This window comes from Mesorhizobium sp. P160927 (assembly GCF_057766385.1).
This window is the reverse complement of sequence record NZ_JBYMDW010000001.1, coordinates 5,493,781-5,507,787: the sequence shown is the minus strand read 5'-3', so window position 1 is coordinate 5,507,787 and position 14,007 is coordinate 5,493,781. Positions and strand designations below refer to the sequence as shown.

The 14,007-nt window shown below is 62.9% G+C and carries 14 protein-coding genes; 6 read left to right on the top strand and 8 right to left on the bottom strand.

What is annotated here, in order from left to right; all coding sequences use genetic code 11:
• Nucleotides 1–65: 65 nt before the first annotated feature.
• Together AC3CB8_RS26970 and AC3CB8_RS26965 are read left to right on the top strand one after the other, a co-directional pair.
• On the top strand, nucleotides 66–1,688 hold the full coding sequence (locus AC3CB8_RS26970) for an FAD-binding oxidoreductase (RefSeq protein WP_352726631.1): 1,623 nt from the start codon (nucleotides 66–68) through the stop codon (nucleotides 1,686–1,688).
• Between the two features lie 15 nt (nucleotides 1,689–1,703).
• Nucleotides 1,704–2,291 carry a hypothetical protein gene (locus AC3CB8_RS26965; RefSeq protein WP_245276035.1) on the top strand — a complete coding sequence of 196 codons (588 nt, stop codon included), beginning with the start codon at nucleotides 1,704–1,706 and terminating at the stop codon, nucleotides 2,289–2,291.
• 446 nt (nucleotides 2,292–2,737) lie between these two features.
• Here the strand turns inward: AC3CB8_RS26965 and AC3CB8_RS26960 are convergent, their stop codons facing one another.
• From AC3CB8_RS26960 to AC3CB8_RS26945, 4 genes are all read right to left on the bottom strand, one after another.
• On the bottom strand, nucleotides 2,738–3,259 hold the full coding sequence (locus AC3CB8_RS26960; RefSeq protein ID WP_023770241.1) for a hypothetical protein: 522 nt from the start codon (nucleotides 3,257–3,259) through the stop codon (nucleotides 2,738–2,740).
• Between the two features lie 144 nt (nucleotides 3,260–3,403).
• Nucleotides 3,404–4,006, bottom strand: coding sequence for a hypothetical protein (locus AC3CB8_RS26955; protein WP_352564542.1), 603 nt, complete (start codon nucleotides 4,004–4,006; stop codon nucleotides 3,404–3,406).
• A gap of 6 nt (nucleotides 4,007–4,012) precedes the next feature.
• A complete protein-coding gene (locus AC3CB8_RS26950) occupies nucleotides 4,013–4,534 on the bottom strand; it encodes a hypothetical protein (RefSeq protein ID WP_352564543.1) in 522 nt (173 codons plus the stop codon).
• A gap of 6 nt (nucleotides 4,535–4,540) precedes the next feature.
• Nucleotides 4,541–4,975, bottom strand: a complete 435-nt coding sequence (locus AC3CB8_RS26945) for a hypothetical protein (protein WP_023781458.1) — start codon at nucleotides 4,973–4,975, stop codon at nucleotides 4,541–4,543.
• Nucleotides 4,976–5,878: 903 nt separating this feature from the next.
• Between AC3CB8_RS26945 and AC3CB8_RS26940 the strand changes: the two genes are divergently transcribed.
• Entirely contained in the window at nucleotides 5,879–6,817 is a 939-nt protein-coding gene (locus AC3CB8_RS26940; RefSeq protein WP_023770237.1) for a diacylglycerol/lipid kinase family protein, read from the top strand.
• Nucleotides 6,818–6,903: 86 nt separating this feature from the next.
• Here the strand turns inward: AC3CB8_RS26940 and AC3CB8_RS26935 are convergent, their stop codons facing one another.
• From AC3CB8_RS26935 to AC3CB8_RS26925, 3 genes are read right to left on the bottom strand one after another with little or no spacing between them, the layout of a single operon-like run.
• Nucleotides 6,904–7,827 (bottom strand): NAD(P)-dependent oxidoreductase, encoded by a 924-nt coding sequence (locus AC3CB8_RS26935; RefSeq protein WP_352564544.1) that lies wholly within the window; start codon nucleotides 7,825–7,827, stop codon nucleotides 6,904–6,906.
• The gene (locus tag AC3CB8_RS26930; protein ID WP_352564545.1) at nucleotides 7,824–9,038 is read right to left on the bottom strand and encodes a mandelate racemase/muconate lactonizing enzyme family protein; all 1,215 of its coding nucleotides are present in this window, start codon (nucleotides 9,036–9,038) and stop codon (nucleotides 7,824–7,826) included. Before AC3CB8_RS26930 ends, AC3CB8_RS26935 begins: the two co-directional genes overlap by 4 nt.
• Nucleotides 9,035–10,651, bottom strand: a complete 1,617-nt coding sequence (locus tag AC3CB8_RS26925) for a GMC family oxidoreductase (RefSeq protein WP_352564692.1) — start codon at nucleotides 10,649–10,651, stop codon at nucleotides 9,035–9,037. Before AC3CB8_RS26925 ends, AC3CB8_RS26930 begins: the two co-directional genes overlap by 4 nt.
• A 254-nt stretch (nucleotides 10,652–10,905) precedes the next feature.
• On the opposite strand from AC3CB8_RS26925, the gene AC3CB8_RS26920 reads away from it, so the two are divergent.
• Both AC3CB8_RS26920 and AC3CB8_RS26915 read left to right on the top strand, forming a co-directional pair.
• Entirely contained in the window at nucleotides 10,906–11,847 is a 942-nt protein-coding gene (locus AC3CB8_RS26920; RefSeq protein WP_352546418.1) for a phosphoribosylaminoimidazolesuccinocarboxamide synthase, read from the top strand.
• Nucleotides 11,848–12,053: 206 nt separating this feature from the next.
• Nucleotides 12,054–12,449, top strand: a complete 396-nt coding sequence (locus tag AC3CB8_RS26915) for an acyl-CoA thioesterase (RefSeq protein WP_013893544.1) — start codon at nucleotides 12,054–12,056, stop codon at nucleotides 12,447–12,449.
• 478 nt (nucleotides 12,450–12,927) lie between these two features.
• On the opposite strand, the gene AC3CB8_RS26910 is transcribed toward AC3CB8_RS26915, so the two are convergent.
• Nucleotides 12,928–13,296, bottom strand: a complete 369-nt coding sequence (locus AC3CB8_RS26910; protein ID WP_023770230.1) for a winged helix-turn-helix transcriptional regulator — start codon at nucleotides 13,294–13,296, stop codon at nucleotides 12,928–12,930.
• Between the two features lie 90 nt (nucleotides 13,297–13,386).
• Between AC3CB8_RS26910 and AC3CB8_RS26905 the strand changes: the two genes are divergently transcribed.
• Entirely contained in the window at nucleotides 13,387–13,992 is a 606-nt protein-coding gene (locus AC3CB8_RS26905; protein ID WP_023770229.1) for an NADPH-dependent FMN reductase, read from the top strand.
• The last annotated feature ends 15 nt before the right edge of the window (nucleotides 13,993–14,007 follow it).

The window sequence follows — 14,007 nt, the reverse complement described above, 5'->3', positions numbered from 1 at the left end:
TGCGGCAGCGACGCTATGGTTTTCGCCAAAAGGCCGCGCTATTCCTTGGCTGCCGGGGGATCTGCATGGCCGAGGAACAAAAGGGATTTCGCCTGTCGCGGCGGCTGCTGCTGGGCGCGGCCGTCTTCGGCGGCGCCGTGCTGTGGGGCGGCGCCACCGTGGCGAGGCTTGCGCGCGGCCCGTCAGGGCCGAAGAACACCGGACGTATCGCCGATGTAGACGGCATCGCGCTGCCGCTGAAGCCGATCGCGAGCCCGCCCGCCTTCGATCCGTCGCTGCCCTGGCTGGCCAAAGGCGGTGACATCAATGATGCCAGCGGCCTGTCGAGGACGCCGGTCTATGGCGTCGTCGAGGTCAGCGAGGACGAGCATATCGCCAAGGCGCTCGCCTTCGCGCGCGCCAACGGGCTGAAAGTGTCGCTGGCGGCCATCCGCCATTCAATGGGCGGGCATGCTTTCGACGACAATGCGCTGGTTCTGGATCTGAGAAAGTTCAACAAGGTTACGGTGGACGCCGCGGCCAAAACCATGACCTTGCAGCCGGGCGCGTGCTGGCACGACATCCAGATCATGCTGCATCCGCGCTTCGCGGTGAAGGCGATGCAGTCGACTGACATTTTTTCGGTCGGCGGCTCGCTGTCGGTGAACGCGCATGGCATGGACCATCAGGCCGGCTCGGTGGCCGGCTCCATCCGCTCGATGCGGGTCATGATGGCAGACGGGTCGGTGACCGTCTGCTCGCCAACCGAAAACATCGAGCTGTTCCGACATGTCGTCGGCGGCTACGGTCTGTTCGGCGTGGTGCTGGAGGCGACGCTCGATATCGTCGACAATGCCGTCCACCGCACCTCGCGCGAGATCATCAAATCCGACGATTTCCCGCAATTCTTCGCCGAGGTGCTGGAGCCGAACAAAGACATCGGCCTGTTCTACGGGCATCTGTCGACGGCGCGGGGTAATTTCCTCGAGGACATGATCGTCTACCGTTACGATAAGGTGGCGGAGCAGCCGCCGGCCGACCAGCCGGCGCTCGGCGAACCCGATGGCGTTGGCCTGAAGCGGGTGATCATGAACATGGCCAAATGGGGCAGCGCGTTCCAGGAACTGAAATGGTTCACCGAAAAGACGCTGGAGCCGAAATTCGAGAGCTGCACCGTGCCGCGTAGCTCGGCGCTTGCCCAGGGCGAGGCCTGTCTCGTCACCCGCAACAACCCGATGCACGATTCGGTGCCGTATCTGTTCAACGACCTCATGGGCGAGACCGACATACTGCACGAATATTTTATTCCTCGCGCGAGCTATAGTCCATTCATCGCGGAAGCGCGCCAAATCCTGCGCGACCAGGATCTGCCAGTGCTCAACGCGTCGGTACGGATCGTCCACAAGGAGGACGTGGCGCTGACCTACGCGCCGGAGCCGGCCTATTCGCTGGTGCTCTATATCAACCAGCCGGCCGATACCGATGGCAATGCCAGGATGCGGGCGCTGACGCGCGCGCTGATCGACGTGACGATCAAGCATGGCGGGCGGTTCTTCCTGCCCTACCAACTGCACTATACGGCCAAGGAATTGCTGGCGTCCTATCCCGAACTTCCGGCCTTCCTAACGGCAAAGCGGCACTACGACCCGGCGGAATTGTTTTCCTCGACCTTCTACCGTGCCATCAAGGCGCTGAGCGGGGTTGCGTAGACGCTAGGAGACTTCATGCGGCTGGTATCAGCGGCAGCCCTCACCCTCATCGCGCTGTGCGCTGGACCGGCCGGCGCCGAGGACCTCAAGGCTTTCAGGCTGACCATCGACGGGGTGGCGGTCGACATCGATCCCGGCGAGAGCGCCGATGTGACGCTGCCCGGCGGCAAGAAGAGCAAGGTGACGCTCGAACGCAACGATTTCGCCACCTTTTCCGGCGGCAGTTTCTCCTTCAACCATCCAAGCACCATGTCGGCGACCAAGACCGATCTTGGCGAAAACATCACGCAATATCTGATGGCTTCGGCGCTGGGCACGATCGTCGTGGTGCAGGAATACGGCAAGATGAACCCGGTGGCGCTCAACCAGCTGATGCTGCAGGAGATGACCGGGGAATCGGTCCAGGCCGGCGCCGAACTGACGCAGCAGCCGACGACACGCAAGCTTCCCGACGGCAAGGAACTGACCGGCATCCGCGCCGAGGTGAAGACGCGCACCGATACCGCGTATTTCGAGATCGTCGGCTATGGCTTCGCCGATCAGGGGGGCCGTTGTTCATCACGCGCGTCGGCAGCGAGGACCAGGGCACCGAACAGCCGTTGATCGACAAGTTCTGGAGAGCCTGAAGGTAAAAGATGTAGCGGCGGGGTAGTGTCTCAGTTTTGATTTCGGCTGTGGGTTGAAGACGCCCCGCTCCATTGACATATTCTCAAGAACGAATTGCTCAGCATTGGTGAGCTATGAAGCGAATGGCCAAACCGGACCCACAGATAGATGAGTAGCTCCCAAATGGAGAAATATGTCTGGGCCTCGATCTTATATTATGTCGTGGTTGCAGTTGGATTTGTGATTTCTATCGCAATCAGCATGTTTGGATTTTTTTGGGGCCTCTTTGCGCTGTTCGGATATTTGGCGCTGATCATGTCTCTCAACGCATGGCGACTGAGACGGCATCCGCGAAGCATGTATCAAGTCGAATTGACCAAACGGAGAGTGGGCGGCTTATCACCGCTGGATAGAACCGGCCAGCGGCCGAGACGCTAGCGCGATTACAGCCCGGTCGGCATCAGGCCGGCCAGCCAGTTCACGGAGCGCTTTGCCGCGTCGGCGGTTGCCGAAGCGGCGCGGCCGAGATCGGTCTTGACCACGGCGTAGCCGTTCTTCGTGCGATAGAGCACGCCGGTTCCGCCATCGACCACCTGTTCATAGGCGACGGGCCGGGCAGCGGCCGCGTCCAGAGCCGTCGTCGGCGAACCGACCGGGACACTCGGCCGATGGCTGAGCTCCGGCGGCAGCGGGCTTTCCGTCCTGACGGCCCGGCTGGCGGGCTTCAGTTCCGGGCCCGAGGCGATCGCGGCAAGGTGCGAGGAGGACGCCGAGCCTTTGGCGCGGCAGATGCCGGACACCAGCGGATAGTTGAAATTGCGCTCGTGCAGAATCTGGCTTTTCATCGCGGCTTCGCACTCGGCGATGGTCGACCATTTGGCCGGCGTCTCGCCGATATATTCGCACAGCTTGGCGTCGCAGTCGCAGCCGACGATGGTCATGGCGACAAGGGCGGTCTTGATCACGGGTCTCGTCCCTTCGAGATACCCCCCGGCAGCCCATTCAGGATACTGCCTCATTCCATCGCGCGCGAACAAGGCTGGATTTGGCCGCGATTATGGAATGAGCGTGGCAAGTCTCCGATCTCGGCCGAGCGTGGCCGAAAGGGCTCAATAATCGTAGACGTGTTCGAGCTTTGCGCCGGCCTTGATCAGCGACGGCAGCACCAGATGCAGCTTGCGTACGGCCACGACCATGCCGGTGCGGCGTGTCGAGGGATCCGCGGGAAGCGGATAGCTGAACAGGATGCGCATGCCTTCGGGAATGGCGATGGAATCGGTCGACAGCACCGTGACCATGATCTCGTCATTGCCGCCGATCTCGACAAAGGAGACACCCTTGTCGATGAGCCGCGGGATCATGTCGGTGAACACCTGGTAGCGCTTGGTGACGAAGACGGTGCCGTCCGCGCCATAATCGCGTTCCAGCAAGGTGTCGGGCTCGTTGCGGGTGGCTTCGCCGACCGGCCCCTTGGCCCAGACATGGACGTTGGGGACGGCCGGGTCGGAGGTCGCGGCAAGCGCCTTGGTGATCAGGTCGGCATAGCCTTGCTTGATGGTGTCGGCGAGACCGAAGGCCAGCTTGCGTTCGCTGGTGCGGATGGAACTGTCACCAGGCGCCGGCTGCACCGCGAACAGCCCGGCGCGCTTCTCGGCATAGGGGAACTGGTACCACGGCACCTGGTCGAGGAAAGAGGCATACTCCGCGGCCACCTTGGCCTAGTAGATGTCGGCCGCCGTGCGCTTGGCCGACGTCGCCTCGGTGATACGACCGACCGTGTTCTCATAGGTCCATTGCAGTATATGCTCGATCGAATGGCTAGTGCCGATGATGACCAGCATCTGGTGGTTGGCGTAGTTGAACTTGTAGGGAGAGCTGGCGCGGATCACCGTGGCATAGTCTTGCCAGAAGCGGCCGACATAGGACCAATAGGGAAAGCCGCTCGGCTGGTCCTTGGCGACGAAACCGGCATATTCGCGCGCGGCGTAGACGATCGCCCATTCCGGGTAGGTGAGAAAGGTCGACTCCTCCGGCCGCTGGTAGCCGGGGATTTCGGCGCGCACCTTGTCGGCCAGCGCCTTGGGCGGCGCGCCGTCGGCAATGCCGGGCAGCGGCGTCCTGTCGAGCGCCGGCGTCGTCAGGAAGCCATAGGCGAGGCCGGCGATCGGGATCAGGATGACGATCACGACCAGCCAGAGGATCGCCTTGATGATGCGCTTTATCAAGCGGAACAGGACCATGACCCGTCAGGCCGTGGCGAAGTGGTCATAGATGCGCTTCGACAGCCAGAAGCCGATATAGACGGCGATGCCGCCAATGACGATGTGCGGCAGGTTGGCGAAGAAGCGGGCAGGGAATTCGATGTCGTTGAGGGAGCGGAAGCCGTTGATGAAGATACCGGCATCGAGGCAGCCGGAGCCGGTGATCAGCCCGAGCACGCCGTCGAACAGGTAGACCGAGCCGAACAGCTTGAAATAGAACACCGACTGGCGATGCGAGATGAAGGCGGCAGCCAGCGCCCAGACGCCGGAGAAGGCGTGCAGCAGGTCGTCGTACCATTGCAATGAGAACAGGCCGAACAGATTGCCATTGGCGTCGTTGAAGGCCGGAATGTAACCGATGGCCACGACGCCGAAGAACAGGAACGCGTAGGCGACGGCAAGCTTCTGGATCAGCGTCATAAAGTATCCCCCTTCAATCAGGCTGTTTGGAAACTCTGCTCCGGCGGCCATCTGATGGCGTTTTCCGCGCTTCCGCGTTCTACTGCGTCGCAGTAGACCTTAGCTCACGGACCCATATGTCCGCTGCGCTCCGGTTCTCGAAACCACCACCATATGACTCGCCAGAGCGAATTCGAAACAGTCTTAGAGCACGTCACCGAACGGACTCTGAAAGGCGATACTAACCGATTTTAGCGCACGGTGAAGCGGCGCCCGCAACTTCGCCGGGAAAGAACGTTGAGGGAATTAAAAGACAGTCGGCGCCGGGATTTCTCCCAGCGCCTCCCTGTCAGATCAGGACACGGTCGCGGCAGCAACTTCCGTAAAGTCGTCGCGCCATGCCGGCCTTGATTTTGACGGTCCTGCCAGAAGCCACCCGAGAGCAGCATCCGTTCCAGACCACGCCGGTCTTGGCCCTGGCGGGCTTTGCCCTGCGTGCCATCGAAGGTTTTTGCCGTCCTTCATGGCAGCATCGGTCCGCCGTCGGCGTTGGCACGCTTTCCGCGGCCCCGTAGGTCTCGGCTTCCGTCCCTTGAACAAGCAAGCCTGCTCTCGTTTCGGGCCGTACGGGCCTCAGGAAATCCGCCTTTCACTTCGCCTTTCGGCTTGATGATCGGTAGCCGCCTGAGATGGGTTGAACTTACGCCGGGTAAGGGGTTTGGGGAATGGCCGGACCCCTGTGGATAGCGGGATTATCGGGACCAATGCCAGAAGCCAGGGAAGTTCAAGCGCGAACGCCTTGGACAGCCTGCCCCGCGCTTTTTGGCATTCATGGCCGAACGCGCCCTTGCTCCGCCGCCCGGTACGAGTTTGAATGCCGGCAAAGGATCGGGCATCCATGTCCGGCGCCGGGGAGGGCGAAACTTGAAGGTCGGGGTGGTGCTCAATCCGATTGCTGGTGGCGGCCGGCTGAAACGGCATTGGCCTGACGTCGCCGCCGCGCTGAAAAAGCACTTCGGCGATTTCGAACTGCGCGAGACGCAGGCCGAAGGCGACGCCGAGCGGCTGGCGCTCGATCTCGCGGCAAACGGCTTCGACCTGGTGATCGCGGCCGGCGGCGACGGCACGGCGAGCGAGGTGGCCGACGGCTTGCTCCAGGCCCGAGAGGAGGGCGGCAGGACAACCGAGCTCGGCCTCCTGCCTTGCGGCACCGGCATCGATTTCGCGCGCGGCCTCGGCCTGCCGAAGGAGATCGGCGCGACGCTGAAACGGATTGCCGAGGCGAAGGCCAGGGCGGTGGATGCCGGCCGCATCTGCTATATCGACGACCATGGCGCGCTGGCCAGCCGCCACTTCATCAACATCGCCAGCCTTGGCTTGTCGGGCGCCACCGACCGCGCCGTCAATGCCGATAAGCGCAAGGGCAGGATGTCGGCCAAGGCGCTGTTCCTGTGGCGCACCGTGGTCGAGTTCATCCGCTACCGCTTCCAGGACGTGCGGATCACCGTCGATGACGGCACGCCGGTCGAGGCGCGCATGGCGCTGGTGGCGGTGGCCAACGGCAAATTCTTCGGCGGCGGCATGATGATCGCGCCCGATGCGGAACTGACCGATGGACAGTTCGACATCGTCATCCTGCGCGCGGCGGGCAAGCTGAAGCTGATCTGGGACATCCGCCTTCTCTATGGCGGGCGGCACCGCAATCATCCAGCGATTACCATCCTGCGCGGCAGGAAAGTGGTAGTCGAACCGCTCGGCGACGTCGAGAAGAATGGCGCGCTGGTCGACATAGACGGCGAGTCGCCCGGACGCATACCCGCGACCTTCGAGATCCTGCCTGGTGCGTTGATGGTGAGATATTGAATCAAGGCGTTGAGGGTCTGGTTCAAGTCTTTCCGGAACTGAATCCGGTTATCTATTCAAGTGGAGGAAACTGCGTAGTCTTCGGATCACCGATCGACTTCCAGCCTGGCCGGAAAACCCGGCGCGCGCAGGTCGGTGCCGACGGTATCCTCAAGCAATTTAACGATCTGGGTCGACCAGGCGTCGCCGCCATAAGCCGCCTTGCCCTGCTCGAAAATCGCATTGACGCGTGACGCCAGATCGAGCGGCACGCCGGATTGTTCGGCCATGGTCAGCGCGAAGCCAAGGTCCTTCAGCGCCAGGTCCATGGTGAAGCCGATATCGTAGGAGCCGTTCAGCACCAGTTGGCTTTCGGTCTCGTGGACGAAGCTGTTGCCTGAAGACGCGACGATGGCGTGGTAGGATTGCGCAAGGTCGAGCCCGCCTTGCTTGGCCAGCATCAGCGCCTCGCCGGCGGCGACCAGATGGATGAAGGCCAGCATGTTGGTGATGACCTTGATTACCGCCGCGGAGCCGATCGGGCCCATCAGGAACGACTTGGCGCACATCGCTTCGATGGCCGGACGGTGACGCTCGTAGAGGGTGGCGTGACCGCCGACCAGCGCGGTGATCTTGCCGACGGCCGCCAGATGCACACCGCCGGTGACCGGGCATTCCAACGTCTCGATCCCCTTGGCCGAGGCGAGGGCGGCCAGCCGCAAAATCTCGTCACGGCTGTTGGTCGACATCTCGATCCATATGCCGCCCCTGGGCAGCCCTTCCAGCAATCCGCCCGGGCCGGCCAGCACCGCCTCGCTGACTTTTGGCGAAGGCAGGCACGTGATGGCATTGCCGGCCCGCGCCGCGGCTTCGGCCGGTTTGTTGGCGGCCGTCGCGCCGAGCGCGACAAGGCGCTCGACGGCTGCGGGGTCGCGGTCGACGACGGTGACGGCAAAGCCGTTGCGGATCAGGCTGGCGGCAAGGTTGCCGCCGAGATGGCCAAGGCCAATGAAGGCGTAGCTCTCGCTCACGGCATCAGCGGCGTCTGCATCATCTGCAGATGCAGGTCCTTGCCGGTGTAGGGATGGGCGTCGCAGACCGCCTCGTTGAGCTCGACGCCGAGGCCCGGCTCCTTCGACGGGATGACATTGCCGTCCTGCCACTCGATCTTCTTCTTCAACAGCGTGGCGTGGAAACCGTCCCACTGCTTCAGCGATTCGAGGATGAGGAAGTTGGGCAGCGTCACCGCGAGCTGGATGTTGGCGGCACCGACAATCGGCCCGCAATAGCAATGCGGCGCGACCTGGATGTGATAGGCCTCGGCCATTGCCGCGATCTTCTTGGTTTCCAGAATGCCGCCGGAGCGGCCGAGGTCCGGCTGCAGGATGGTGGCGGCGCGGTTCTCAATGACACGGGCGAATTCGGATTTGGTCGTCAGCCGCTCGCCGGTGGCGATCGGGATCGAGGTCGCGCGGGCGACCTGCGCCATCACTTCGGGCATGTCGGGCGGCACCGGCTCCTCGAACCACAGCGGATCATAGGGCTCGATGGCGCGCGCCATGCGCAGCGCGCCCGATGCGGTGAACTGGCCGTGCGTGCCGAACAGGATATCGGCGCGGGTGCCGACCGCCTCGCGGATGGCCTTGATCATGCGGGTGGAGACATCGATATCGACGAGGCGCGGCTGGTGGCCGTCGAAGGCGGTGTAGGGGCCGGCCGGGTCGAGCTTGACGGCATTGAATCCCTGCTCGACATATTCGAGCGCGCAGGCCGCCGCCATCTCCGGGTCGTTGTAAACATTCCTGCCGTCCGGCGCGTCCTCGGAATGGACGCTGCCGGTGTGCGGATAGAGATAGGTGTAGGAGCGAAGCGTCTCGTGCACCTGGCCGCCGAGCAGCTTGTAGACCGGCTTGTTGGCCTCCTTGCCGATGATGTCCCAGCAGGCCATTTCGAGTGCGGAAAAACAACCCATGCCGGTCACGTCGGGGCGCTGGGTGAAACCGGAGGAATAGGCGCGGCGGAAGAAGTTCTCGATGTCGTGCGGATCGTGGCCGATCAGATAGCGCTCGGCCATGTCCTCGACGAGCTTGGCCGTGACATGGGCGGAGAAGGTGGCGTTGTAGGCTTCGCCATAACCGACCACGCCGCCATCGGTGGTGAGCTTGACGAAGATGAAATACTTGCCGCCAATGCCGGGTGGCGGGTTGCCGACAACCCATGTCTTGACGTCGGTGATCTTCATGTGTGGTCCTCCAGAACCAGTTCGGCGCCCTTCCACCCGGTCATAACCGAGGCGGCGTTGGTGTTGCCGGTGATGTTGTCGGGAAAGATCGAGGCGTCGATGATGCGCAAGCCTTCGAGCCCGTGCACCTTGAGGCGCGGATCGACGACGGCGCGCGAGGGGTCGGGTCCCATGCGGCAGGTCGAAACCGGGTGATAGACGGTGCCGGAGCGTTTTCTGAAATCGGTGATCAGGTCGGCGTCGGACCGGATCGACGGGCCGGGCAGCACCTCTTCGGCGATGATCTCGGCCATGGCGGGCATCGAGGCGATCTTGCGCACGAACTTCACCGCGTCGAGCATCTCGGTCACGTCCGCATTGGTGGAATAGGCGTTGGCGACGATCTTGGGATAGTCGAGCGGATTGCTGGAGCGGATCATGATCTGGCCCCGGCTCGATGGCCGGCAGTTGGACAGGCCGATGGAGAATCCCGGCCACGGATCCGGCGTCAGGATCGGGCGCTCGCCGTTCTTCGGGATGAGGGTCGAGAAGGCCTGGAAATAGAGCTGCATGTTGGGCCGGGAGAAGGCCGGATCGGTGCGGAAGAAGCCGCCGCCATGGTTCATCGACAGCGACAGCGGGCCGGAGCGGGTCAGGATATATTGCATGCCGACCAACAGCTTGCCCCACCAGGGACGCAGGATCTGGTTGAGCGTCGGCAGCTTGCCCTTGAAGGTGTAGTTGATGCCGACATGGTCCTGCAGATTGGCGCCGACATTCTCGTTGCCGTGCACGACCGGGATGCCCAAGCCTTTGAGCAGCGCCGCCGGGCCTACCCCGGAGAGCTGCATGATCTGCGGCGAGTTGATCGAGCCCGCGGACAGGATGATTTCGCGGCCGGCGCGGGCCGTCTTGGTCTGGCCGTTCTGCAAATACTCGATGCCGACGGCGCGCTTGCCTTCGAACAGGATGCGGCTTGCCAGCGCGTTGGTCTCCACACGCACATTGGTGCGCTTCATCGCCGGGCGCAGGAAGGCACGGGCGGCCGACATACGGCGGCCGTTCTTGGTCGAGATCTGGTAGATGCCGACGCCTTCCTGGGCAGCACCATTGAAATCGGGGTTGAGCGGCAGGCCGGCCTGCTGGCCGGCGGTGAGATAGCGCTTCGTCAGCGGGTGGACGGCATCAGTTGTGTCGCTGATATGCAGGGGACCGCCGCTGCCGCGCCATGCGTCGGCACCGGCTTCATTGTCCTCGATCGCCTTGAAGGCCGGCAACAGATCGTCATAGCCCCAGCCGGGATTGCCGGCGGCGCGCCAGTCATCGAAGTCTTCGCGGGCGCCGCGGATCCAGACCATGGCGTTGATCGAGCTCGACCCGCCAAGCAGCTTGCCGCGCGGCCAGTGGTCGACATTGCCGCCGAGGCCGGGATCCGGCTCGGTCTTGTAGTTCCAGTTCACCGCGGGATCGAAGAAGGTCTTGCCATAGCCGAGCGGCATCTGCACGTAGAAACGCCGGTCGCTGCCGCCGGCTTCCAGCACCAGCACCGAGAAGCGGCCCGAGGCCGACAATTTGTCGGCCAGAACCGAGCCGGCCGAGCCGGAGCCGACGATGATGAAGTCATGGGTCTGCATGATGAAAATGGCGGCTCCGGAAATCTGGCGCAGCCTAGACGCCATGGGTTCGCCGCGTCGCCGCGCCTTCCGGCATCGGTTGTGAAAAAAGCGACTGGTATCCCGGGCCGCTTTCGGGGAATGCCGACAATCGCACTTGATATGCATGGGGTCGACGGACTATGCGGTGATCTTACTTGGCGCATGATTTTGTCGAAGAATCTGCAACTTTTTGGAATCATGCTCTGCCCACTCTGCGCAAGGCAGGAGAACCCATGCGTGTCCTGTCGGATGCTTTCATTCCCGAACTGCCGGGCTATTACAAAGGCAAGGTCCGGGAGAACTACGACCTGGCCGACGGCAGGCGTATCATCATCGCCACCGACCGTCTCAGCGCCTTCGACATTATCCTGACCTCGATCCCGTTCAAGGGAGAGATCCTGACCCGGACGGCGCGGTACTGGTTCGAGGAAACGGCCGACATCTGTCCGAACCATGTGTTGGAATACCCCGACCCCAACGTCGTTGTCGGCACAAGGCTCGACATACTGCCGGTCGAGATCGTCGTGCGCGGCTATCTGGCGGGGACCACCAGCACCTCGATCCTGACCCGCTACCGACGCGGCGAACGGGACATGTATGGAATGCGCCTGCCAGGTGGCCTGCGCGACAATGAGAAGCTGGCCGAACCCATTATCACCCCAACCAGCAAGGCGGCCGGCGGCGGACATGACGAGCCGCTGGCCAGGGACGAGATCCTGGAGCAGGGCCTGCTCACGCAGGAGCAGTGGGACACGGTTTCGGATTATGCCCTGAAGCTGTTCGCCCGTGGCCAGGCGCGCGCGGCCGAACGCGGCCTGATTCTCGCCGACACGAAATACGAATTCGGCACAGACAAGGACGGGACGGTCATTCTCGCCGACGAAATCCACACGCCCGACAGCAGCCGCTACTGGATCGCGGCCAGCTATGAACAGGCGCTGGCTGATGGCACGCGGCCGGAGAGCTTCGACAAGGATTTCATCCGCTCATGGGTGACGGCGCGCTGCGATCCCTACAAGGACCCGATCCCGAGGATTCCGGACGAGATCGTCGAACAGGCCTCCAAGGTGTATGCCCAGGCTTACGAGGCGATCACCGGCAAGGCATTCGTTCCCGACATTTCCGGCGACACTGTTCTCGACCGCATCCGCGCAAACCTTGCACGTTATTTTTGAGAGAGGTGCGATCTCCAGGAACTGCATTCCTAGGCGATTGGGAGAAATCCTCCCTGACACCCGAAGCCGCTGAAAACCAGGCACAACCGGGCGAATGCCAGGTTAGCCTATGGCCATGGGGCGAGGAAACAGCGGCCGCCGCGCGTTGACCTAGTCCCATGGCGGCGATACGGGATTGATGACCATCACTGCTTAAGGATGCTCCCATGGTGCAGTACGCGGACGGACGGCCGATCGGAGACCTGACCCTGCGCACCCTGGCCATGCCTTCGGACGCCAATGCCGCCGGCGACATTTTCGGCGGTTGGGTGATGGCGCAGATGGATCTTGCCTGCGGCATCCGCGCCGCAGAGCGCGCCAGGGGCCGCGTGGTGACGGCGGCGGTCAAGGAAATGTCCTTCGCCAAGCCGATGAAGATCGGCGACACGCTGTGCATCTACACCCATGTCGAACGCGTCGGCCGCACCTCGATGACGCTCAAGGTCGAGGCCTGGGCGCAGCGCTATCTTTCCGACCTGATGGAAAAGGTGACGCACGCCGACTTCGTCATGGTGGCGCTCGACGGCGAGGGCAAGCCGAAGGCGGTTCCCGCCGAGAGCTGATTCCACACCGCCAAGCCGGGGCATTTGTAACATCGCCGGAGCGAAGCGATGCGTTCAGCGACATCCTGCCGTTGCCCTTCACGCGCAATTCTGCGGGGCACCGGAGGAAGACAATGCGTCAACACCTGTTGAACGGCTGGCTTGCGGCAGCTCTCGTGGCCCTGGTCTGCCTGCTCGGCATAACCGCTTACGCCGAAGTCAAACAGGACCTTGGGCGCACCGCCTGCCTGCATGACACGACGGATGCTAAGCAGCTGATAGCGACGTGCACGCTCTGCAGCCAGACGCCTTGCGGAGCGTTGGTGCGAAGTGCCTGACTGGCTGCCGTTGGAATGCGGTCCGTCGAGGGTACCGGGGCGTTGGACCGGCATCGAGCGCCATAGACAAAATCCCCAAGTCGCTTTCAGGGAACCTTTACTCCGGCAGCAGCAGCTAGTGCCGCTCGGTGCGAATTTGGACCCCTTGCCGCGCAAGGGTTTCAGGCATGCATGTCGTCGAACCTAGCGCGCGCAGACTGAACGCGCTGGGTGTTCTTGCGTGCCCATTCGCCAAGCGCGCCGACGGGCACCAGCAACTCGTGACCGAGCTCCGTCAGCTCGTAGTCGACGCGCGGTGGAATGGTCGGAAACACTTTGCGGGTGACGAAGCCGTCGCGCTCCAGGCCGCGCAACGTGGTGGTCAGCATCTTCTGCGAGATGCCGCCGACGGCGGCGCGCAACTCGTTGAAGCGCAGCGGTCCGCCACCTAGCTTGCCGACCACGAGCACGGTCCATTTGTCGCCGACGCGCTGCAGGATTTCCGATACTGCGCGGCAGTCCTCGGTGTTATGCGGGTGCCTCAGTAACAAAAACGTGCCTCCTTGCGCATCAAATTATCAGTATCACATATAGCGCCGGTATCCAAATGATACCAAAAATTCCCGCAAGGAGAGCCCCTTATGTCCAAGCCCAAAATTGCTATTGTCGTCGGTTCGACGCGCGCCGCCCGCTTCGCCGACGTGCCGACGCAGTGGATCGCCAAGATCGCCAAGGCACATGCCGACATCGATGTCGAAATTGTCGATCTGCGCGACTTTCCGCTGCCCTTCTTCGATGAGGTCGCGTCCTCCGCCTGGGCGCCGTCGCAGAACGAAGTCGCACAGCGCTGGCAGAAGAAGGTCGCCGGATTGGACGGCTTCATCTTCACCGCCGCCGAATACAATCACGGTCCGACGGCCGTGCTGAAGAATGCCATCGACTACGCCGCCAACGAGTGGAACAAGAAGCCGGCCGGATTTGTCGGCTATGGCAGCGTCGGTGGCGCCCGCGCCGTCGAACAGCTTCGTCTCCATGCCGTCGAATTGCAGATGGCGCCGGTCAAGTCCGCAGTCCATATCGCCTGGGGCGATTTCCTCGCCGTGCGCCAGGGCGAGAAGAAGCTCGAAGATCTCGAGCACCTGAACCAGGCCGCCACCGCGCTGGTCAACGACGTCGCCTGGTGGGCCAAGGTGCTGAAGGCCGCCCGCGCCGCCGACGCCATCGCCGGAGAAGCCCAGGCGGCCTGATCCGCCGGACGGGAT

Excerpts from the sequence above, each read along its gene's own strand:
- AC3CB8_RS26970 (WP_352726631.1), top strand. The coding sequence starts at position 66 with ATGGCCGAGGAACAAAAGGGATTTCGCCTGTCGCGGCGGCTGCTGCTG.
- AC3CB8_RS26965 (WP_245276035.1), top strand. The coding sequence starts at position 1,704 with ATGCGGCTGGTATCAGCGGCAGCCCTCACCCTCATCGCGCTGTGCGCT.
- AC3CB8_RS26950 (WP_352564543.1), bottom strand. The coding sequence starts at position 4,534 with ATGGTCCTGTTCCGCTTGATAAAGCGCATCATCAAGGCGATCCTCTGG.
- AC3CB8_RS26945 (WP_023781458.1), bottom strand. The coding sequence starts at position 4,975 with ATGACGCTGATCCAGAAGCTTGCCGTCGCCTACGCGTTCCTGTTCTTC.
- AC3CB8_RS26930 (WP_352564545.1), bottom strand. The coding sequence starts at position 9,038 with ATGAAGATCACCGACGTCAAGACATGGGTTGTCGGCAACCCGCCACCC.
- AC3CB8_RS26925 (WP_352564692.1), bottom strand. The coding sequence starts at position 10,651 with ATGCAGACCCATGACTTCATCATCGTCGGCTCCGGCTCGGCCGGCTCG.
- AC3CB8_RS26920 (WP_352546418.1), top strand. The coding sequence starts at position 10,906 with ATGCGTGTCCTGTCGGATGCTTTCATTCCCGAACTGCCGGGCTATTAC.
- AC3CB8_RS26915 (WP_013893544.1), top strand. The coding sequence starts at position 12,054 with ATGGTGCAGTACGCGGACGGACGGCCGATCGGAGACCTGACCCTGCGC.
- AC3CB8_RS26905 (WP_023770229.1), top strand. The coding sequence starts at position 13,387 with ATGTCCAAGCCCAAAATTGCTATTGTCGTCGGTTCGACGCGCGCCGCC.